23 protein-coding genes are annotated in these 18,788 nt (G+C 69.4%); 9 read left to right on the top strand and 14 right to left on the bottom strand.

Annotation, left to right across the window (positions count from 1 at the left end; genetic code table 11):
* The first annotated feature begins 6 nt into the window (after positions 1 to 6).
* From NRB56_RS21680 to NRB56_RS21665, 4 genes are all read left to right on the top strand, one after another.
* Positions 7 to 837 (top strand): alpha/beta fold hydrolase, encoded by an 831-nt coding sequence (locus NRB56_RS21680; RefSeq protein WP_153344965.1) that lies wholly within the window; start codon positions 7 to 9, stop codon positions 835 to 837.
* Between the two features lie 89 nt (positions 838 to 926).
* Positions 927 to 1,784, top strand: coding sequence for a TIGR03619 family F420-dependent LLM class oxidoreductase (locus tag NRB56_RS21675; RefSeq protein WP_319943322.1), 858 nt, complete (start codon positions 927 to 929; stop codon positions 1,782 to 1,784).
* Positions 1,785 to 1,886: 102 nt separating this feature from the next.
* Positions 1,887 to 2,768, top strand: a complete 882-nt coding sequence (locus NRB56_RS21670; RefSeq protein WP_153344963.1) for an NAD(P)-dependent oxidoreductase — start codon at positions 1,887 to 1,889, stop codon at positions 2,766 to 2,768.
* 47 nt (positions 2,769 to 2,815) lie between these two features.
* Entirely contained in the window at positions 2,816 to 3,256 is a 441-nt protein-coding gene (locus tag NRB56_RS21665; RefSeq protein ID WP_319943321.1) for a carboxymuconolactone decarboxylase family protein, read from the top strand.
* A gap of 6 nt (positions 3,257 to 3,262) precedes the next feature.
* On the opposite strand, the gene NRB56_RS40210 is transcribed toward NRB56_RS21665, so the two are convergent.
* The 4 genes from NRB56_RS40210 to NRB56_RS21645 are packed head-to-tail and all read right to left on the bottom strand — an operon-like array spanning position 3,263 to position 6,394.
* Positions 3,263 to 3,853, bottom strand: a complete 591-nt coding sequence (locus NRB56_RS40210; protein WP_319943320.1) for a TetR/AcrR family transcriptional regulator — start codon at positions 3,851 to 3,853, stop codon at positions 3,263 to 3,265.
* Between the two features lie 8 nt (positions 3,854 to 3,861).
* Positions 3,862 to 4,293, bottom strand: a complete 432-nt coding sequence (locus tag NRB56_RS21655; protein WP_153344957.1) for a nuclear transport factor 2 family protein — start codon at positions 4,291 to 4,293, stop codon at positions 3,862 to 3,864.
* 8 nt (positions 4,294 to 4,301) lie between these two features.
* Complete coding sequence (locus tag NRB56_RS21650) at positions 4,302 to 5,387, bottom strand: NAD(P)H-dependent amine dehydrogenase family protein (protein WP_153344955.1); 1,086 nt, start codon at positions 5,385 to 5,387, stop codon at positions 4,302 to 4,304.
* The gene (locus NRB56_RS21645) at positions 5,384 to 6,394 is read right to left on the bottom strand and encodes a Rieske 2Fe-2S domain-containing protein (RefSeq protein WP_153344953.1); all 1,011 of its coding nucleotides are present in this window, start codon (positions 6,392 to 6,394) and stop codon (positions 5,384 to 5,386) included. Before NRB56_RS21645 ends, NRB56_RS21650 begins: the two co-directional genes overlap by 4 nt.
* Before the next feature lie 199 nt (positions 6,395 to 6,593).
* Between NRB56_RS21645 and NRB56_RS21640 the strand changes: the two genes are divergently transcribed.
* Positions 6,594 to 7,148 carry a TetR/AcrR family transcriptional regulator gene (locus tag NRB56_RS21640; RefSeq protein ID WP_227838173.1) on the top strand — a complete coding sequence of 185 codons (555 nt, stop codon included), beginning with the start codon at positions 6,594 to 6,596 and terminating at the stop codon, positions 7,146 to 7,148.
* 82 nt (positions 7,149 to 7,230) lie between these two features.
* Here NRB56_RS21640 and NRB56_RS21635 read toward each other — a convergent pair whose 3' ends face one another.
* The 4 genes from NRB56_RS21635 to NRB56_RS21620 are packed head-to-tail and all read right to left on the bottom strand — an operon-like array spanning position 7,231 to position 9,686.
* Complete coding sequence (locus tag NRB56_RS21635; RefSeq protein ID WP_153344948.1) at positions 7,231 to 8,067, bottom strand: ABC transporter permease; 837 nt, start codon at positions 8,065 to 8,067, stop codon at positions 7,231 to 7,233.
* Complete coding sequence (locus tag NRB56_RS21630; protein ID WP_319943318.1) at positions 8,064 to 8,966, bottom strand: ABC transporter ATP-binding protein; 903 nt, start codon at positions 8,964 to 8,966, stop codon at positions 8,064 to 8,066. The genes NRB56_RS21635 and NRB56_RS21630 overlap by 4 nt, the downstream gene beginning before the upstream one ends.
* On the bottom strand, positions 8,963 to 9,451 hold the full coding sequence (locus NRB56_RS21625; RefSeq protein WP_153344946.1) for a Clp protease N-terminal domain-containing protein: 489 nt from the start codon (positions 9,449 to 9,451) through the stop codon (positions 8,963 to 8,965). The genes NRB56_RS21630 and NRB56_RS21625 overlap by 4 nt, the downstream gene beginning before the upstream one ends.
* 1 nt (position 9,452) lies before the next feature.
* A complete protein-coding gene (locus NRB56_RS21620) occupies positions 9,453 to 9,686 on the bottom strand; it encodes a hypothetical protein (RefSeq protein WP_153344944.1) in 234 nt (77 codons plus the stop codon).
* 137 nt (positions 9,687 to 9,823) lie between these two features.
* Between NRB56_RS21620 and NRB56_RS39160 the strand changes: the two genes are divergently transcribed.
* Positions 9,824 to 10,159 (top strand): hypothetical protein, encoded by a 336-nt coding sequence (locus tag NRB56_RS39160; protein ID WP_227838104.1) that lies wholly within the window; start codon positions 9,824 to 9,826, stop codon positions 10,157 to 10,159.
* A gap of 79 nt (positions 10,160 to 10,238) precedes the next feature.
* On the opposite strand, the gene NRB56_RS21610 is transcribed toward NRB56_RS39160, so the two are convergent.
* From NRB56_RS21610 to NRB56_RS21600, 3 genes are read right to left on the bottom strand one after another with little or no spacing between them, the layout of a single operon-like run.
* On the bottom strand, positions 10,239 to 10,937 hold the full coding sequence (locus NRB56_RS21610) for a response regulator transcription factor (RefSeq protein ID WP_319943317.1): 699 nt from the start codon (positions 10,935 to 10,937) through the stop codon (positions 10,239 to 10,241).
* 38 nt (positions 10,938 to 10,975) lie between these two features.
* The gene (locus tag NRB56_RS21605) at positions 10,976 to 12,067 is read right to left on the bottom strand and encodes a phosphotransferase family protein (protein WP_319943316.1); all 1,092 of its coding nucleotides are present in this window, start codon (positions 12,065 to 12,067) and stop codon (positions 10,976 to 10,978) included.
* The gene (locus NRB56_RS21600) at positions 12,064 to 12,672 is read right to left on the bottom strand and encodes a TetR/AcrR family transcriptional regulator (RefSeq protein WP_153344942.1); all 609 of its coding nucleotides are present in this window, start codon (positions 12,670 to 12,672) and stop codon (positions 12,064 to 12,066) included. Before NRB56_RS21600 ends, NRB56_RS21605 begins: the two co-directional genes overlap by 4 nt.
* 325 nt (positions 12,673 to 12,997) lie before the next feature.
* On the opposite strand from NRB56_RS21600, the gene NRB56_RS21595 reads away from it, so the two are divergent.
* Together NRB56_RS21595 and NRB56_RS21590 are read left to right on the top strand one after the other, a co-directional pair.
* Positions 12,998 to 14,038 carry a TIGR03857 family LLM class F420-dependent oxidoreductase gene (locus tag NRB56_RS21595; RefSeq protein WP_319943315.1) on the top strand — a complete coding sequence of 347 codons (1,041 nt, stop codon included), beginning with the start codon at positions 12,998 to 13,000 and terminating at the stop codon, positions 14,036 to 14,038.
* Positions 14,039 to 14,299: 261 nt separating this feature from the next.
* Entirely contained in the window at positions 14,300 to 14,872 is a 573-nt protein-coding gene (locus NRB56_RS21590) for a hypothetical protein (RefSeq protein WP_153344940.1), read from the top strand.
* 47 nt (positions 14,873 to 14,919) lie between these two features.
* Here NRB56_RS21590 and NRB56_RS21585 read toward each other — a convergent pair whose 3' ends face one another.
* A complete protein-coding gene (locus NRB56_RS21585) occupies positions 14,920 to 16,506 on the bottom strand; it encodes a GMC oxidoreductase (protein WP_153344938.1) in 1,587 nt (528 codons plus the stop codon).
* A 181-nt stretch (positions 16,507 to 16,687) separates the two neighbouring features.
* On the bottom strand, positions 16,688 to 17,251 hold the full coding sequence (locus tag NRB56_RS21580) for a TetR/AcrR family transcriptional regulator (RefSeq protein WP_153344936.1): 564 nt from the start codon (positions 17,249 to 17,251) through the stop codon (positions 16,688 to 16,690).
* Between the two features lie 212 nt (positions 17,252 to 17,463).
* Here NRB56_RS21580 and NRB56_RS21575 point away from each other — a divergent pair, with 212 nt between their 5' ends.
* Positions 17,464 to 17,682 (top strand): hypothetical protein, encoded by a 219-nt coding sequence (locus NRB56_RS21575; RefSeq protein WP_153344934.1) that lies wholly within the window; start codon positions 17,464 to 17,466, stop codon positions 17,680 to 17,682.
* 20 nt (positions 17,683 to 17,702) lie between these two features.
* Here NRB56_RS21575 and NRB56_RS21570 read toward each other — a convergent pair whose 3' ends face one another.
* On the bottom strand, positions 17,703 to 18,740 hold the full coding sequence (locus tag NRB56_RS21570) for a helix-turn-helix transcriptional regulator (RefSeq protein WP_153344932.1): 1,038 nt from the start codon (positions 18,738 to 18,740) through the stop codon (positions 17,703 to 17,705).
* Positions 18,741 to 18,788 lie beyond the last annotated feature (48 nt).

Genomic DNA, 18,788 nt, shown 5'->3' with positions numbered 1-18,788 from the left:
ACGACGATGAGATCGGATTTTCTGCGGGTGCCCGGCGCCGGGCTGTACTACGAAGTGAGCGGGGAAGGGCCTGTGCTGCTGGTGATTCCGGGTGGCGGGGGTGACGCCGGTGCGGCCGACGGGGTCGCCGCGGTGCTACGGCGGCGGTTCACCGTCGTGACCTTCGACGCGCGAGGGTATTCGCGCAGCAGGCTCGACAGCGGAGTGCCCGAGGATCAGTTCGTCGCGGTGCAGAGCGATGATGCCTCCCGCCTGCTGGCACATGTCGGCGACGAGCCCGCCTACGTGGTCGGCGTCAGCAACGGCGGCATCGTCGGGCTCGATCTGCTGGCCCGGCATCCGGAACGGGTACGGGCGCTGATCTCGCACGAACCGCCTTGTTTCGCAGTGCTTCCCGATGCCGAGGAGCAGCTGGCGATGATCGACGAAGTGGTGCGGTTGATCCACACCGAGGGACCGGTGGCCGCCGGATCGCGGTTCTTCACCGCGATCGGCGGGGCCATGAAGCCACTGCCCGAATCGGCGGACCTCCCGCTCCGGGAGGTCCAGCGACGGGAGCGCAGCGTGGCGAACGCGCCGATCATGATGGCGCACGAGCTGCGCGAATTCACCTCGTACGTACCGGATTACGCGGCACTGGCGCCGCTCGCCGACCGGCTGACACTGGCCGTCGGCCGGGAGACCCGCGGATGTCTGCCGTATCGGCCGGCCGTCGAGATCGGACGCCGGCTCGGGCTCGAGGTCACCGAGTTCCCGGGTGCGCACAACGGAATGTCGACCGACGCCGCGGAATTCGCCGAGTCGATCGCCGAGGCGTTGTCGACGACAATCGGGTAGTGACAGCGTTCGGCGAGCCGAGCCCGCCGGCGGATATCGCGTGGCCGCGGGGGGGCTGCGGACGTCCGATCCGAAAGGGCGGCGCACAGGTGAAGTTCTATATCAGCACCGGGTTTCTGGACACTCGGGAGATCGTGGAGATCGCGAAGGCGGCCGACGAACTGGGGTACGACGGGCTCGGGGTACCCGACCATGTGGTCAACTTCGAGCAGTTGACCACGCCGTATCCCTACACCCGGTCGGGGCGGCCGCGGTGGGAACCGTTCTCCGACTGGCCGGATCCGTGGGTACTCATCGGCGCGCTCGCGCAGGTGACCACGCGGTTGCGGTTCGTGACCACGGTTTATGTTGCCGCGCTGCGGGATCCGTACTCGGCGGCGAAGGCGATCGGGACCGCCGCCCAGCTGTCGGGGGGCCGGGTGGATCTGGGTTTGGGGGTCGGGTGGTGCAAGGACGAATTCGATCTGCTGGGCGCCGCTTTCGCGGGCCGGGGGAAGCGCTCGGAGGAGATGATCGAATTGATGCGGCGGTTGTGGGAGCCGGGGTGGACGGAGTTCGAGGGCGAGTTCTATCGGACGCCGAAACTGGAGATGACGCCGTCGCCGCCGCCGATCCCGGTCCTCATCGGCGGGCTCAGCGATCTCGCGCTGCGGCGGGCAGCCGGGTACGACGGGTGGGTCGGGGATCTGGTGAAGACCGACGAGGCGATCTCGGCGGCGGCGCGGCTGCGTGAGTTGCGTTCGGCCGAAGGGAAATCCATGGACGGGTTCACGGTGCTGGTGCCGTTGTCGGACGCGATCACGCCGGCGGACTACGCGCGGGCGGAGCAGGGCGGCGTGACGCACATTCTGACCATGCCGTGGATGTTCCATTCCGGGCCCGAGGCGAGCCTCGACGACAAGCTCCGGGACATGGAGCGGTTCCGGCGCGATCTCGGATTGAACTGAGACGTGTTTCATCAACGCCGTTGACAGAAGGTCGGGTGGGCGCTCAGGATGATGTGGGCGTGATCACAGCCGTCCCGCGTGGACCGGACAGGAGCACTCGACATGACTACTGGGACAACGGCATCGGATTCGGGGACCGCACCACGCGCGGGCGTGGTCGGGCTCGGGATGATCGGCGGCGGCGTGGCGGTGAGCCTGGCGCGGCGCGGGCGGATTCCCACGGTGTACGACGTGCGGCCGGGGATCTCGGACTCACTCGAGGGGGTCCCGGAGCAGGTGCCGACACTCGCCGAGGTGGCCCGCGGCAGCGATGTGGTGCTGGTCGCCGTGCTCGACGCGGATCAGGCGCGGGCCGTGCTGACCGGCGAGGACGGGTTGCTGTCGGCGGCGCACCCGGGGCTGGTGGTGGCGCTGTTGTCGACGGTGGCCCTGGAAGAGGTGCGTGAGCTGGCCGCCCTGTGCGCGGCGGCGGGGGTGGATTTCCTGGACGCCGGGGTCACCGGGGGCACCGCGGCGGCGCAGAACGGGCTGACCGTACTGGTGGGCGGGCCGGACGACGTCGTCGAGCGGGCCCGGCCGGTGCTGGACGATTTCGCCAAGCGGGTGGTGCACTGTGGCGAACTCGGCACGGGGATGACGATGAAACTGGCGCGCAACGCCCTGACGTATTCGGTGTGGGCGGCGGTGCGGGAATCGGCGCTCATCGCCACGGCAGGTGGTATCTCGCTGCCGCGGCTGCTGGAGGTGGTCAGCGATACCGACGGGGGCGCGGCGCCGTTGACGTTGTTGCAGGTACATGCCGCAGGGATCACCGTCCCGGAGGAACGCGTCGCCTCGGCGGATCTGCTGGCGCAGAAGGATCTCGCCGCGGTGCAGGAATTCGCCGCGAGCGCCGGGATCGAGGTGCCGATCGTCGACGCGGCGCGGCCGCACATGCGCGCGGTGTACAGCGGCGAACTGCCGTCCGCCGCGCGGCCCGCCTGACGCCGGACTTCGAAAGTTTCAGTCTTCCGACAAGAATGGAGTGTGCCGTGGACGAATTGCGGCGTAAGGGCCTGGAGACCATGAACCAGGTCTACTCGTGGAAGATGCCCGACATGCCGGGCGAGTATTTCGCGCTGACTGTCGATCATCTGTTCGGGACCATCTGGAATCGGGACGGGTTGTCGCGGCGCGATCGGCGGATGATGACGTTGACCGTCGTGACGGCCTTGAATCTGCCGGACGCGGCGGAGATTCAGGTCAATGCCGCGTTGCAGAACGAGGAGTTGAGCGCGGACGAATTGCGGGAGATGGCAATCTTTCTCACGCATTACCTCGGATTTCCGCTCGGCTCGGTGTTGAACGGGGTGGTCGAGCGGGTGGTGGCCAAGCGGCAGAAGGCGGCCGAGGCCGGGCAGGCCGAGGATCCGGGGGCGAATGTGAGCGCCGCCGTGAAGATGAATACGGGCAAGACGCTCGAGCAGGAGTAGCGCCACCTACGGGCTGTCGATCAGGGCCTGGATCGCGCGGGCATAGATATCCAGGACCCGCGGATCCGGGTGGGGGCCCCGTCCGGAGCCGAAGACTCGGCCGCTCATCAGCAGGCCCGCGATCTGGGCGGCGATGAGTTCGGCGCGGACGTCCGCGTCCGGGCCGGGCAGGCGCTCGGCCAGTGGGGCGGTGACGTGCCGCGCGGTCGAATTCTCGAGATAGGCACGGACCTCGGGGCGGTCCAGCGCACCGAACAGCGCGCGATACAGCTTCCTCGTCTCGTCCGGAACCTCTTCCACGAGCCTGCGCAGGATCGCGCGACCGAGCGTGTCCAACGGTCCCTCGACGACTCCGCGCAGGCTGTGATCCACCGACACCGTTTCCAGGAACAGCGCTTCCTTGGAACCGAAATGCCGGATCACCAGCGCCGGATCGACGCCGGCCGCCGCCGCGATGTCCCGCACCGAGGTGCCGCTGAAACCGTGCTCGGAGAACAACCCGACCGCGGCGGCGCGAATGGCGTCGGGGGCGCGGGTGGAGCGGGGCCGTCCGGTCTTGCGCCGGGCGGCCTGCCGGTCGGCCGGGGAAGAGGACACGCTGTCGATTATGTTCCGGTCAGCGGGTTGTTGGCGAACCAGACATTGTCCTCACGCAATGCCCGGCTCTGCCAGCCCGCGGCGGTGCGGACCATCGAATGGTGGTAGTAGCCGCCGCAGAAACTGAGTTCCGCGAAGCCGGGGAACTGCATCGGGTTGTAGAACTGCGCCCGCACCGTGGCGGTGTCGCCGTCGATATCGGCCTCGATATTGGTGACGAAATGCTGGGTCATCGGCAGCACCGCCATGGATTCGCGCAACCAGTCGACGATCTCGTCGCGGGGGCCGCTGCGGCCGAACGGGGCCGAGCGGTAATCCAATACCGCGTCCGCGGTGAACAGCGAGCGGTACAGCTTCCAGTCCCGGGTGTCGACCGCGCGGCAATACGTGTGCAGCACGGCCTGGATGTCGAGGGTGTCGCCGATTCGCTGAATATCCATGCGCCGGTTCAGATCTTGAAGCGGCCGGCATAGGCGCGCAGCGGCAGATCGGCGCTGGTGATGATGCCGGGTCGGGCCGCGACCACGGATGTGATGGAGTTCAGCGCGGGCAGGCCGGTGACGGTCATGCCGATCGAGGCGAAATTCTCCGGATTCGACAGGTCGAATCCCTTGCGCGGGAAGATCATGTGCTTGCTGTAGATGCTCGGGTCGCCGGTCACCTGGGTGATGTAGCAGCCCTTGATCTGCCAGGCCGGATCGGTGTGTGGGGTCATCTGCCATTCGAGGTGGGTCTCGATGCGCGGCACCCCGTCGACCATGCCCTGATATTTGATGTAGCTGGCGCCGAGCGAACCCTTCGGCATCGAATACCAGCCGAGGTCCACATCCTTGGTGCAGGCGCCGAGTTCGTAGCGGAAGGCGACCTCGTCGAGTTCGAGATCGAACGCGTCGGCCATCAGGTGGACCGAGTCGGCGAAGACCGCGGTGTACTTGTACAGCGAATCCGGAATGGTCGGGTCGTCGACCGGGCGGCCGTAACCGACGGCCTTCCAGGTGTCCACGGAATGGTGGCAGGACACGTCGACGGATTCGGTGACCACGATGTTCTCGATCTCGGCGACGTCGGCGGTATGCACGATGCCGAGAATCTGGCACAGACCGGGATTCATGCCGGTGCCGTAGAAGGTGGAACCGCCGCGTTCGCAGGCGGCCGCGATGATTTCGCTGACCTTCCGGCCGGACGGGTGCGGGTGATTGGTGTCGCGATGGAATCCGGTGATCCAGTCGGCGGTGGTGATCACATCGATGCCCGCCTCGAGCACCTTTTCGTACAGATCCTCGTCGGGGAACACGCCGTGGAAGGTGAGCACGTCCGGCCGGGCGGCGAGAATCTCCTCGACCGTGCCCGTGGCGGTGACCCCGACGGGACCGATGCCGACGATCTCGCCGGCGTCGCGGCCGATCTTGTCCGGTGTGTAACAGTGCAATCCGACGAGTTCGAGATCGGGATGCGCCTGGATCCGGCCGATCATCTCGGTGCCGAGATTGCCGGTGGCGACCTGGAATACCCGGATCTGCCCGGAAGTGCTCATTGCGCGTCGGCCTTTCGGTACGAGGAGTGGGAGGGGTAGAACTGGGCCGCCCAGGCGCGCAAGGCGGTGAAGCCCCGATATTCCTTGCGCGACAGGCCGGGCGGGTCCGAATACCGTTGGTGCGCCCAGATTTCCACGTCGGCGGCGAATTGCTGGATGACGAAGTCGGCCATCGTGGCGCCGTAGCGGCTCGGTTCGGGGGCGTCGTCGCCGGGGCGGCGGCCGATCCACACGGTGAAGCGCACGTCGGAGGTGAACTCGTCCACCGGGGTCACCGCGGGCATCGTGCGGTTGTCGACCATGCCCCAGCTCTTGGTGATCGAGCAGCCGAGCCCGGCGTTGATCGATTCGACCCCGCTGGCGATCTCGTCCTCGGCGATGCCCGCGTCGAACGCGATGGTGAAGTCGACGTAGGACACCGGCCCGGAGAAATCGTGGCGGGTGAACTCGGGGACGAACGGGGTCTTGTGCACGAACTTGAAATGCGCGAAATCGACGCCGTTCTCCATGATGTACTGCGGATGCAGTTCGAGCGCCGGGCGGAACAGCGTCGCGGCGGGCACCGGCGGGTAGTAATCGGCGGCGGTCCGGTCGTCTCCGAAGGCCGTGAAGATATCCGGTATCTCGAAAAACGGTGGGCGGCCGTCGATGTCGTACCAGATCCAGACGGCCTCGTTGCGTTCGGCGACCGGATAGCTGCGGATGCGGCGGCCGCGGTTGGGGTGGTCCTCGTAGGGGATGCAGACGTTGCGGCCCTCGCGGTTCCACTCCCAGCCGTGGAACGGGCACACCAGATTCTCCCCGTCGACCCGGCCGCCGTGGCCGAGGTGCGCGCCGAGGTGCTCACAGTAGGCGTCGAACACCGCGACCTGCCCGGATGCCGACCGCCAGGCCACCATGTCGCGGCCGAAGTACTTCATCCGGTGCACGGCGCCGATCGCGATCTCCGTGCACCACGCCACCTGGAACCAGCCGGTGGGCTCCATCGACAGTGGTGTTCTCGCCATCTCGCCTCCCGATCTCCGCGGCGCCGAGCCGTGCTCCGGGCCGTGTGGCGATCATTAGAATAGAACCCTCTTTGAAAGATTGCAAGAGGGGTATGTGATAAGTGAACCACCAGGTCAACGGGTACAATCGGCGATCGTGACGGATGTGGCGACCAGTGGGCGACGCGCGAACAAGCGCGGGCTCGCGACCCGGGAGAGCATGCTGGAGGCGGCGATCGCCTCGCTGGCGACCGGCGATCCCGCCGCCGTCTCGGGCAACCGGATCGCTCGTGACATCGGGGCCACCTGGGGTGTGGTGAAGTACCAGTTCGGGGACATCGACGGGTTGTGGGCGGCCGTGCTGCGGCACACCGCCGACAAGCGCGGTGACCTGCCGGCCGGGCTGAAACCCGGTGGCACCCTTGCGGAGCGGGTCGAAGCGTTGATCCGCGTGATGGCCGTGGGGCTGCGCACTCCCGAATCGCTGGCGATCGAGACCCTGCGCGCCGCCCTCCCCCGCGACCAGGCCGAACTGGAGCGCGACTTCCCCCGCACCGCGGCCGAGCTGGCATCCTGGAAGCCGAACTGGGACAAGGCTTGTGAGCGCGCCTTCGCCGATCTGGGAGTCGATCCGGTGAAGGTGCGGCAGGTGGCGGCGCTTGTCCCCGCCGCGATGCGCGGGATCACCTCCGAGCGCACCCTCGGCACCTACGGCAATCTCGACGACGCCCTCGACGGGCTGATCGGGGCGCTCACCGCCTACCTCTCCGACTGAGCGGCAACGGGATTCGCCGGACAGGCGGCGCGGCCGGCGCGCCCTCTCGCGGTCGCGGAACCCGAGCCGGCCGCGGAGCCCCTCAGCGGGTGCGGCGGAGGGCGCGATCGCGGCGGCGCGTGACGGTGGCGGTGGACTCCCGGCGGGCCGCGCGGCGGAGTACGACCGGGGCCAGGGTCAGACCCAGGGCGGTCCAGATACTAAGGGCCACAGCGGTTTCCAGAGGACGCCAGGACCGGCCGAGTTCGGCGGCGACCGCGCCGGCGGGCAGCACGGCCGAACGCATACCGAGGCCAAGCCAGTAGATCGGGAATGCCTGTGCGACCCATTGCAGCCAGCGCGGGAGGGCGGTGATCGGATAGAAGATTCCGGAGATCGAGATCAGGCCCATGACCAGGGCCGACAGATAGCCGATCGCGCGGGTGCCGGAGACCAGCGCGCCCAGCGTGGCGCCGATGGACTGGGTGGCCACGAAGCCCAGCGGGACCACCCACGCGAGTGTCAGCCAGGCACCCACCCGGTGTACCGCGAGTCCGTGCACCAGCAGCGCGCCGGGAACGGCGACGAGCACCAGGTAGATCGCGACACTGCCGGAGACGGTGACCAGCTTGCCGGTCAGGTATCCCTGGATCCCGTCGGGAATTATCCTGGCACGCAACAGGGTTCCGTCCTCGCGTTCGGTGGCGAGATACTGGATCATCAGCACCGCGCCGACGGCCACGTAGGTCCCGAGCACGCTCGGCAGGATGAAGGCACCGAGGGTGCCGCCGCCGGGCAGCCGGTGGTCGCGGAAGTACCACAGCGCCGCCACCGTCGCGGCCGGCCAGAGCAACTGGCCGAGCAGGGCGGTGCCGGTGAACGCCTGGCGCAACTCGACGAGGCCGCGCGCGACGCCGGCCCGGAATGCGACGGTGGTCATTTCGTCTCCTGCGCCACGGTGTCCTCGGCCCGCTGGACCAGCGTGAGATAGGTGTCCTCCAGGGTGCCGCGGCGCACCTCCAGATCGGTGATCCCGGCACTGTGCCGGGCGAACAGCTCGCGCACGAATTCGGTTGCGGCCGAAGTCGATTGCTCGAACTCTCGGCCGTCCAGCCGCCAGCGCACCAGGTCCCGGCCGACGATGTCGCGGGCCAGCTCGCTCGCGGTGCCGGCGGCGACGATGCCACCGCCGCCGAGAATCACGATGCGATCGGCCAGCTTCTCCGCCTCGGCCAGATCGTGTGTGGTCAGCAGGACGGTGATGCCGGTGTCCCGGACCGGGCCCAGCAGCAGATCGTGGAATTCGCGCCGGGCCCGCGGATCGAAGCCGGCGGTCGGCTCGTCCAGGAACAGCAGCTCCGGCCGGCCGACCAGACCGACGGCGACGTCGAGCCGGCGGCGTTGACCGCCCGACAGCCGGTCGACCCGGGTCCCGGCCCGATCGGTGAGGCCGACCGCGGCGATCAGCTCGTCGGTGTCCCACGGCCGCGGATGGGTCTCGTCGGCGTAGGCGGCGTAGTAGGCGCCGAGCTGGGCCTGCAGCTCCCGCACCCGCCAGTTGCCGTGGTCACGCCAGGATTGCAGCACCACGCCGAGACGGGCCCGCCAGCGCTGGTCGCCGTGTTCGGGATCGCTCCCGAGTACGGACACGCGGCCGCCCGAGCGGATCCGGAAGCCTTCCAGCACTTCGACGGTGGTGGTCTTGCCGGCGCCGTTGGGGCCCAGCAGCGCGAGCACCTCGCCGCGCCGGATCGCGAACGTGACATCCGCCAGCACCGTCGTGCTCCCGTAACTCATCCGCAGCCCGTCGACCTCGACGACCGTGTCGTGCCGGGTCACCGGGCCGGCTCCGCGCCGAGCTCCGCGGCCACCCGCCGCTCGATGTCGGCCGGATCGATTCCCGCCAGCCGGAGCGCGCGCGGGACGGTGCCCGCCTCGGCGCGGACGATGCCCACCAGCAGATGAGCGGGCAGGAATTCCGCCCGCGCCGCGGCCCGCACGCCACGTTCGATCGCCAGCTTGGCGGAGGCGCCGATCTGCGCCGGTCGCCGGGGCGCCGGACTCGGCGGCGGCAGCTGGCGGGTCAGGTCGGTGACCCCGACCGCGCGGAGGCTGTGCTCGAATTCGCGCCGCAGCGCCGCCCGGACCGCCTCGTGATCGAGCCCGGCGCCGGCCAGCGCCCGGCACGCCGCGGCATTCTCCCCCGCGGCCAGGGCCAGCAGCAGGTGTGCCGCCTCGACCGTGCCGGCCCCCTCGGCACGAGCCTCCTCCCGACCCCGCTCCAGGACGGCGGTGATGTGTTTTCCGATTTTGATGGCCACCATGTCAACGCCTCCTCAGGGCGACACCGGCGGCCGACAGCCGCTGGAAATGCTTCTTGTGCACGGCCTGCCGGGTCACGCCCAGCGCCTCGGCTACCCGGGGCCAGCCCCAGCCGGCCCGCATCGCCTGTTCGACCGCCGCGTCCTCGACCAGATCGGCCAATCGCCGCAACGCGACGACCGCCGCCAGGGCATCCGCCGGGTCGGTGATCTTCTCGGGAATATCCGTGTCGGACATGAAGCAACCGTAGGACTAATACCCTGTAGTCAACCGCAGTTGCTTATCCGCCGACAGCGGAGACCGGCCTCGGCCTGTCGTCACAACCCGATGCCGGACTCTTCCGTTCCGAGACGTGTCAACTATAGTTCGAATATATGTTCGAGACTTGGCCCGAGATCTTCAGCCCGTCGATGCGCCGGGTCGTCGATCCGCCGGTGCCGGTTCTCGTGGAGCTCGGGGTCGCGATCGCGCGGACGCCCGGCGGGCGGTTCGGGCGGGACACTCTGCCGATGCGGGTGAAGGCGGGCGGGCTCGATCTGAGTCGCACGGTGCCGGGGCGGTTGCTGGCCTGGGCGCGGTGCAGCGACGGGAGTTGGCTCGGGCTGGTCGAATTCATGATCGCGACCGGGAACGATCGCGGACGGATCGCGGTCACGCAATGGTGTGGCGCGCGGGCGCTGCGCCCGGATCCGGGGCGCCGGATCGTCTGAGCGCGGGGCGTCAGGCGGTCACCGAGGTGCGGGCCACCCGGTCGGCACCGTCCCCGAGTCGATCCGGGCGCGGCGGTCCTCAGGACCGCCGCAGCACGTAGCCGACGCCGCGGATGGTGTGGATCAGCGGCGGATCCACCGCGTCCACCTTGCGCCGCAACTGGCTGATGAACGACTCCACCACCCGGCTCTCCCGGCCGGCGTCGGCGTGCCACACCCGATCGATGATCTTCTCCTTGCTGACCACCACTTCCGCGTTGATCATCAGGTAGTGCAGCAGGTTGAACTCGGTCGCGGACAACAGGATGTCGGCGCCCGCGCGGACCACCCGATGCGCGGCCACATCCAGCATCAGGTCGGCGTACCGCAGCAGGTTGTCGTCGCCGGATCCGTTGGTGCGGCGCAGGATCGCGCGCAGGCGCAGCACCACTTCCTCGAGGCTGAACGGCTTGCCGACGTAGTCGTCGCCGCCGGCGGCCAGGCCCTCGATCCGATCGGCCACCGCGCCCCGGGCGGTGAGGAACAGCACCGGCACCTCGTGACCGCTCTCCCGTAACCGGCGTGCCACGGTGTAGCCGTCCAGGTCGGGCAGCATCACGTCCAGCACCACGATGTCGGGGCGGCGGGCGGCGAACGCGGTCAGCGCGGCCTGCCCGCTGTCGGCGCCGAACGCATGGAACCCGTTGAGGCGCAACGCCTCACAGAGCAGGTCGCGGATGTTCGCATCATCGTCGACCACCAGCACGGTGGCCTCCGGGGTCGCGGCGGTATCGGGCACGTTCTCACGGTACCGAGGTTCGCCCGGCGCGGGCCGGATCAGGCCAGGGTCCGCACGAGTTCGATCGTGCCGAGCCGGCGGATCGCCGCGCAGCCGCGGGACAGCATGGTCAGGAACATCTCGTCGCCGCGGTCGGTCTCGGTGGAGAAGGCGAAGCCGAGCGTGGTCAGCATGGGGATCTGCAACATGCCGAGCCGGTAGTCGGTCCAGCCGTCCGCCGCCGGATAGCCGGTCACGCCGTAGCCGAGCAGCCGCGTGTGATAGGCGGCGACGAGTTCGGCCTCGGCTCGCTCGCACACCTCGGGAGTGAGGCCGGTGCCGAGGAAGTAGGCCAGGTCGCGGGCGGGCAGCCCGATCGTGATGGTCTGCCAGTCGACGACGGTCACCGCGCTCGCGTCGGGTGCGAACAGCAGATTGTCCAGCCGGTAGTCGCCGTGCAGCAGGCAGAATCGGTCCGGATGGATACCGAGCCACGGTTCGACGGCGTCCGCCGCCGCGGTGAGGGTGGCGCGGTCCTCGGCGCTGAGGCGGTCGCCGAGGCCGGTGAGCGTGGCGTCCAGGGCGAAGCGGGCGAGATCGCCCATGCCGCGGGCGACTGCCCCCTGGGCTCGCGGCAGGGCGGCGCCGTCGAAGGACAGCCAGGCCGGATCGCACCAGCGCGGCCCGTGCAGGCCCGCGAGCGCCTCCACCGCCACCCGCGCCTCGGCCACGGTGCAGCCGCGGATCTGATCGCCCTGCACGGCGGGACGCAGGTCCGACATCAGCAGGACGAATTCCGAAGCGTCGGTGGCGATATCGCAGTGGTGCACCGCGGGCAGCGGCACCGCGACGGTGCCGGCGACCCTGGTGTAGAAGGCGTGTTCGGCGCGGTAGCCGAGCGCGACACGCTCACGGACCTCCGCGTGCTGCGACGGCAGTTTCGCGATGAGCGAGTGCGGGCCGGGCGCGGATCCCGCGTAGACGGGGGTGATCCGATAGGTCGCGCCGGTCTGGCCGGTGCCGACCGCGTCGACGCGTACCGATGAGATCTCCACTCCCAGTACGCTTCCGAGCCATTCGGCGGTGAGCTGAGCGGGATCGGCGGGCAGTGCGGGCGGGACGGCGCCGGCCCCCCGCTGTGATGTGTTCACGATGCGTTCCTTCGTCGCCGCGCCGGACGGCCGGTGCGCGGTGACCCGGCCCGATCATGGTGGCGCAGATTGTCTTCGGCGCGGGACAGCGCCATTCCGTGGACGAGCCAGCGAACCGTCGTCGCGAAGACGCGCGGATCGTCCCACTCGCCCGGCGCGGCGACATCGGACAACGTCATGCTGAGCGTGACGTGCGCGAGGATGCCGCCGGCCTCGACCGCCCGGCTGTGATGGAAACCGTCCCGCTCGAGGACGGCCATCAGCCGGTGGACGTGATCGATGACGACATCGCGGTCGGCGATCGTCATCAGGGTGCACAGATCGGGATTGGCCAGCAGGGCCGCACGCAGTTCGGTGCACCACGACTCGGCGGCCACCTCCCACGCCGCGTCGGCGGCGAAGCCGAGCTCCAGCCGGGCGAAGGCGCGGGCGACCACCCCGCGCACCAGTACCTCGTAGCTGCCGACCTGCTGGTAGAGGGTCTTGTTCGAACAGCGCAGCCGCGCCGCGAGCGTGCGGATGGTGAGGCCCGCGGCGCCCTCCTCGGCCAGCACCCGCAGTGCTTCGTCGAAGATCGCCTCGGCGCTCAGCAACGGCTTCGGCACTCGTCGCGCTCCTTCGCTCCGGGATCCGGATCGACCTGCCCCACAGTGGGAAACTATGTTATCTTAACCGCGCTACAGTTCGATATCCGGGCAACGGCACGACCACCGCCGGGGGTCCTCTCGAGCGTCCGCGCCGATCCGCGCCGTACCCCGGTGCGGAGCAAGATCATTGCGCGACAACGTATCGGCGGTTCCTCGCGGCGAGGTCGGGACCGGCGCACGGCAGACGCCCCACAGCGCTCGCCGATGCTCGAAGATAACCCGTTATCTTAAGCGTGCGGTGGGACACGGCGTTCCGGCATCGCCGCCGGCTAGGAGTTGGCACGTGACACGTACATTCGACGAACTCGGGTTCTATCTGCTGGCCGGCGCCGGCATCGACGGGCCCGCGGCACTGCTGCACGAGGCTCGCCGCGGCGAGGAACTCGGGTTCGGCACCGCGTTCATCTCCGAGCGCTGGAACACCAAGGAAGCCTCGTCGCTGACCGGCGCGGCGTGCGCGGTCACCGAGCGGATGACCATCGCCACCGCGGCCACCAATTACAACACCCGCCATCCGCTGATCACCGCGTCCTGGGCGACCACCATGCATCGCCTGTCCGGCGGCCGGTTCACCCTCGGCGTGGGGCGGGGCATCGCGGCGATCCACGCCGCGTACGGAATACCCGCCGTCACCACCGCGCAACTGGAGGACTGGGCACAGGTGATGCGGCGGCTGTGGCGCGGCGAGATCATCGCCAACCATGACGGGCCGATCGGCCGCTACCCGGTGCTGTTCCTGGATCCCGACTTCGACGAGGACATCCGGCTGGCGCTGGTGGCGTTCGGGCCGCGGTCGCTCGCCCTCGGCGGACGGGTGTTCGACGATGTCGTCCTGCACACCTACTTCCCGCCCGAGACGTTGCGGCGCTGCGTCGCGACGGTGAAGAAGGCGGCCGAACAGGCCGGGCGCGACCCCGACGCGGTGCGGGTGTGGTCCTGCCTGGCCACCGTCGGCGATCACCTGCCCGAGGAGTCGCGGCTGCGCAAGACCGTGGGCCGGCTCGCCACCTACCTACAAGGCTACGGGGACCTGATGGTCGCGACCAACGACTGGGATCCGGCTGTGCTGCAACGCTTCCGCGCCGATCCGGTGGTGACCTCGGTTCCCGGGGCCATCGACGGCAAGGCCGACACCGGACAGCTCGAGCACATCGCGACCCTGCTGCCGGACGAGTGGCTGTCGGCCGCCGCGACCGGCAGCCCGGCCCGCTGCGCGGCGCGGGTGCGCGAGGAGTTCGGCCACGGCGCGGACCGGGTCATCCTGCACGGCGCCACCCCCGACGAACTGGCTCCGATCGTGGCCGAATACGCCCGGCAGGCATGAACCCCCGCACACGTGATCCGTTGCCGCGCCGCGACTCCCGTCACTCGCGGCGCAGTCCGGCCTGACCGGACACATTCACTACGCGTTCACCGCCGGCCCCCTGCGCGACCGCTTCTTCCTCGAATACCGTGACACGCCGCAACGATTTCGGCGGACCGCCGCGAAATACGCACCGCACAACCGCGTTCACGTGCTCGCCCGATGCCGGCCCGTCCTCGTCGGCTGAGATTTCGCGGCTGCCGGCGGCACAACGGCGGGAGCATGGTGACGGAACCGATCGACCTGATGTCGAAGATCGCGAGCGATCTCAGCGCGATCACCCGGCGGGCGGCCAACGCGCTGGCGGACCGGATGGAGGGCTTCGTCCGCACGTCGGCCGACGGTTCGGAGATCCTGAAAGCGGCCGAGGAGCGCGGGGCCGTGGTGTTCCGCTTCGCCGATGAGCCCGAGAAGTATCCGGCCGCAGCGGAATTCGTGGCCCGTTTGACCGACCCGGCCGCGGCGGGATCGCAGCGGCTGATGTACCGCTACACCTCTCGCGCGGAGTTGGAGGAGATCCTCGGCACCGGCACACTGCGGCCGTCGAGGGATCCGAGCGGCCATCGCGGGCAGTTCGTGACGAGTATCGCGCCGGGCACGATCTCCGACCTGTCCCTGTCCGGGGAGATCGGCGTGTACCACACCGTTCCGACGCACTATCTCGCTCTCGACGTGAGCAGAGTGCAGCGCAAGGTGATTCACCTGTGGGACAGCAGATATCTGATCCGCAACCGCCGCTCCCTGTACATCAACCGGCTGATCGTCCACGCGGGCGAGAATCCGGAAGTGCACTGACGAGACGGGCGTTCATCGTGACGGACCCGGTCGGCCGCGGGCCGATCTCAGATGAGCGAGCCGACGTCCTGGGTGACCAGGTTGTCGAGTGCGCGCTCGGCCACGGCCGCGATGGTCATCGAGGGGTTGCAGGCCGCGCAGTTGCCGGGGATCAGCGCGCCGTCGAGGACGTACAGGCCGCGCTGGCCGAGCACCCGGCCGTCCAGATCGCATACCGAGCCCATCGCGGCGCCGCCGAGCGGATGCCAGGTCGACGGGACGAGGGCGTTGGTGTCGGTGAGGGTGCTGCCAGGGCCGGCGATGGCCTGTACCAGCGGGCCGATCCGGGAATCCTGGATGGCGGCGTCGCCGTCGCCGGGCCAGCGCAGCACCGCGTCGTCGGCCCCCGAGACGTAGTCGAATCGGCCGCGGCTCGAGCTGACGCCGTAGCCGACCAGGACGGTACTGTGCGGATCGAGGCTCAGCGGCGGGATCGACGCCTGGATCACGGTGGCCGCCGCGGCCGGGTCGGACCAGTTCAGGCTGCCGTACACGACCGGGCCGCCCTGCGGGCTGCCCAGCGACTCCCGCATATCGGTCCAGACGTAGATGCGGTCGGCGTTGGTTCCCCAGTTGCCGCCCAGGCCGTCGGGCATGTCGGGGATCTGCCCCTTGGCGGCGGCGCGCACCAGGAGTTTGGTGGTGTTCAGGCTGCCCGCGGCCATGATCAGCGCGTTGGTGGTGAGGATCAGGTTCTCCAGGACGGCGCCGGTGGTGTCGATCCGGTCGACGTGGAGCGTCCAGCGGCCGTCGGCGGCCCGCTCGATATCGGTGACGTGATGCAGCGCCCGGACCTCGACCCGGCCGGTGGCCTCGGCGGCCGCGATGTAGGTGACGTCGACCGAGTGCTTGCCGCCGTTGTTCACCCCCAGCGCGCCGGCGCCGTTGGTGTAGGAGGGAATCATCTTGCCGGCCAGCTCGTCCAGCGCGTAGTTCCAGTCGATCGGCATCGGGATCTTCGACACCGGCAGCCCGGCCGCCCGCGCACGTTCGGCGAAGACGCGGGCGGCCAGGTAGTTCGGGCTGTCGATCAGCTGGTCCGGGGCGACGGCCAGCTGCAGCATGTTCGCGACCCGCGGGTAGTGGACCCGGTTCATGGTCGCCCAGTCCAGTTCGGCGGGGAACTGGGTGTGGAACACGTCCTCGGCGGGTTGCAGCGACATGCCTTGGTAGACAAGCGATCCGCCGCCGACGCCGGCCGCGCACAGGGCCGTCATATTGTCGCCGGACACGGCCTCGAGCAGGCCGGTGTAGGGCTCGAGGTCGAGCTGTTCGCCGAACAGTCGCTTGGCCGACCGATACCAGAGGATGCGCTTGTCCGGATTGCTCGCCGACGGGAAGGTCTGCGCGTTCGGGCCGGTCGGCCAGCGCATCCCGCGCTCGAGCAGCAACACCGGCACACCGGCCTGGGCCAGCCGCAGCGAGGCGACACCGCCGCCGAAACCCGAGCCGATCACGATCGCGCGGTGGTCTTCGCGGGTCACCGGTACCCGCACCGGAGTGCCGGTATCGGCGCGGGCCGCCGGTCCGGCCGCGAGCCCGATCGCTGCGGCGCCGGCCGCCCCGAGGAACGAACGGCGGGTGAATGCGGACATGACCGACCTCCGTGACGCATCAGGACGCGTCGGCGCAGCGCCCGGGCTACCGGGTGACACGTCGATTTATCCTGCGAATGAACCGATTTGCGAGTTGGACGCCCGAACAAGATCTCCGGGCCGACGCAAAATTAGACAGTATTGCGGGTAAGTGTCAAGATCAGGTTCGCGTGGTTTGTGATCAGTCCCGAAAAATCGGGGGCGCCATGAGGGCCGGCAACACCCACCGGGCCACGAAGTGCCGCAGATCGTCGTCGGTGCGGATGTCGTCGCCGTCGAAGACGACGATCGACATGCCCAGGCGGACCACGATCTGGATGATGTCGTCCAGATGCGGTTCCAGGCTCGGATCGAGCTCCAGCACCGGCAGGAGCAGTTCTCTCGCAACGGGTTTCGCGCGGGTCGTCATCATCGGGTCGAACAGCGGGTTGCCGCTCTCGGCGGCGAGCAGCCGGACCAGTACCGGATCCGCGCGGACCACCGACCGGATCGCGACGTACAGTTCACAGATGTACTCCGGAATGTCCTGTACCGGAGCGAGTTTCGCGCGGATGCCGGCGAGGGTGCGCATCAGCAGCTCGATCAGCGCCTGGGAGACCAGATCCTCGCGGGAACCGACGTTGGAGTACACGGTCTGCCGGGTCACCCCGGCCGCGTGCGCGACCGCGGCGATGTTGACGCCTTCGAACCCCTCGCGCCGGATCAGGTCGAGCGTCGCGTCGAGGATCTTGTTCCGTGACCGCATAATCTCGGGAGTGTACGTCCGTGAACAGGGCGTTACGGACGAACGGGAAATTCGCCGGGCGGTCCCGGGGCGGATGCGCCCTGCCCGGTAGCCGATCGCTGGGTGAATTTCGCAGGGGCAGAGCGGCTGGGTCGTCCCCCGGCCGGCGGTCGTCCCGGACCTACCGGGGAAGGCGGGGTGCGAGACGACCGTGGTATCGGCATCATCGAGGTATGCCGGAGGAATGGACGGATCCCGGGCCGGCGGATCCGGTGGCGATCCTGACCCGCTGGGCGGACGCCGGGGCGATCTGGCGGGTGCTCGGGCGGCGGGGAGATCGGGTGACCGTCGGGCTCTATCAGTGCACGGGCGGCGAGGAGGTGGACCGGTTCACCTCGGGCGATGCCGCGTTGCTGGCCTTTCTCGGCGATCGGCGCGGCAGCGACGACTGATCGGCGGCAACCGGTGTGCGTCAGCGGCGGCGCAGCAGGGCCAGGGCGTCCTCGTCGGGTGAATCCGCCGTCACGGTGTAGGTGAACAGGCGCTGGCCCTGGGTGTCGGGCAACTGCATCGCCTCGTAGTGCAATTCCACGTCGCCGATTTCCGGGTGGTGCAGCAATTTGCTTCCGCGCGAACACAATCGGACGTCGTGACGGGCCCACAGCGTGGCGAATTCGGGGCTTTTGATGCTGAGGTCGCCGATCAGTTCGGCCAGCGACCGGTCGTCCGGATAATCGGCGGCGGTGTAGCGCAGCGAGGCCACCGCGAGAGCCGCCTCGTCGGACCAGCGGCGGTAGAGCTCCCGGGTGTGCGGATCGAGGAACAGCAGTCGCATCTGGTTCGGCCGGTGCACGGGATCCGTGGGCGCCGCGAAATCGAGATGGCCCGCGAGCAGGGCGTGGCCCAATTCGTTCCAGGCGAGGATGTCGTTGCGGCGGCCCAGCAGCAGTCCGGGCACATCGGGCATGGATTCCAGCAGCCGGACCGCGCCGGAACTCGGCGTCTCCGGGCGGGCCGGGCGGGGGCGGCGCGCCGCGGCGGGGCGGGCCAGCGCGTAGAGGTGGGCTCGCTCATCGTCGGCGAGACGCAGTGCGCGAGACAGGGATTCGATGACAGAATCCCCCGCGTTGGCGGACTGGCCCTGCTCCAGGCGGATGTAATAGTTGATCGAGATGCCCGCCAGTTGGGCGAGTTCTTCCCGGCGCAGGCCGGGCACTCGCCGGGTACCCCAGGTGGTGAGGCCGACGTCCGCCGGGCTGAGGGCGGCGCGGCGCGTGCGCAGGAAGTCGCCGAGCTCGTTCGCGGGCGGTGTACTTGCCGCGCGGCCCGCGCTATCGGCGGGCCGCGGCGTTGCACGCGCGGTGTCCGGTGGCGTGCGCTGCGCGGTGGTCGGCGCGGTTTCCGCAGTACGCTGCGCGGCGGAGCCCGTGGGCGTGGTGCTCACCGGCGGAGCGGTCTCGCTCGCGGAGGCGGACGTATCGTCCGGGGTGTGCCGGGGGTGTGCTCGCATGACTCCAGTGTGCCCGGTTCGGTGACAGCGAGGCTGCCACTGGCAGTG

Origin of the sequence: Nocardia aurantia, from assembly GCF_009604425.1 — a bacterium.
Classification (GTDB): Bacteria; Actinomycetota; Actinomycetes; order Mycobacteriales; family Mycobacteriaceae; genus Nocardia; species Nocardia aurantia.
The sequence above is the reverse complement of the archived record's forward strand: the minus strand, read 5'-3'. Positions and strand labels throughout refer to the sequence as shown.

Bases quoted from the DNA above. Each gene is read 5' to 3' on its own strand.
- NRB56_RS21680 (WP_153344965.1), top strand. From the start codon at position 7: ATGAGATCGGATTTTCTGCGGGTGCCCGGCGCCGGGCTGTACTACGAA.
- NRB56_RS21670 (WP_153344963.1), top strand. From the start codon at position 1,887: ATGACTACTGGGACAACGGCATCGGATTCGGGGACCGCACCACGCGCG.
- NRB56_RS21655 (WP_153344957.1), bottom strand. From the start codon at position 4,293: ATGGATATTCAGCGAATCGGCGACACCCTCGACATCCAGGCCGTGCTG.
- NRB56_RS21650 (WP_153344955.1), bottom strand. From the start codon at position 5,387: ATGAGCACTTCCGGGCAGATCCGGGTATTCCAGGTCGCCACCGGCAAT.
- NRB56_RS21645 (WP_153344953.1), bottom strand. From the start codon at position 6,394: ATGGCGAGAACACCACTGTCGATGGAGCCCACCGGCTGGTTCCAGGTG.
- NRB56_RS21640 (WP_227838173.1), top strand. From the start codon at position 6,594: ATGCTGGAGGCGGCGATCGCCTCGCTGGCGACCGGCGATCCCGCCGCC.
- NRB56_RS21635 (WP_153344948.1), bottom strand. From the start codon at position 8,067: ATGACCACCGTCGCATTCCGGGCCGGCGTCGCGCGCGGCCTCGTCGAG.
- NRB56_RS21625 (WP_153344946.1), bottom strand. From the start codon at position 9,451: ATGGTGGCCATCAAAATCGGAAAACACATCACCGCCGTCCTGGAGCGG.
- NRB56_RS21620 (WP_153344944.1), bottom strand. From the start codon at position 9,686: ATGTCCGACACGGATATTCCCGAGAAGATCACCGACCCGGCGGATGCC.
- NRB56_RS39160 (WP_227838104.1), top strand. From the start codon at position 9,824: ATGTTCGAGACTTGGCCCGAGATCTTCAGCCCGTCGATGCGCCGGGTC.
- NRB56_RS21590 (WP_153344940.1), top strand. From the start codon at position 14,300: ATGGTGACGGAACCGATCGACCTGATGTCGAAGATCGCGAGCGATCTC.
- NRB56_RS21585 (WP_153344938.1), bottom strand. From the start codon at position 16,506: ATGTCCGCATTCACCCGCCGTTCGTTCCTCGGGGCGGCCGGCGCCGCA.
- NRB56_RS21580 (WP_153344936.1), bottom strand. From the start codon at position 17,251: ATGCGGTCACGGAACAAGATCCTCGACGCGACGCTCGACCTGATCCGG.
- NRB56_RS21575 (WP_153344934.1), top strand. From the start codon at position 17,464: ATGCCGGAGGAATGGACGGATCCCGGGCCGGCGGATCCGGTGGCGATC.
- NRB56_RS21570 (WP_153344932.1), bottom strand. From the start codon at position 18,740: ATGCGAGCACACCCCCGGCACACCCCGGACGATACGTCCGCCTCCGCG.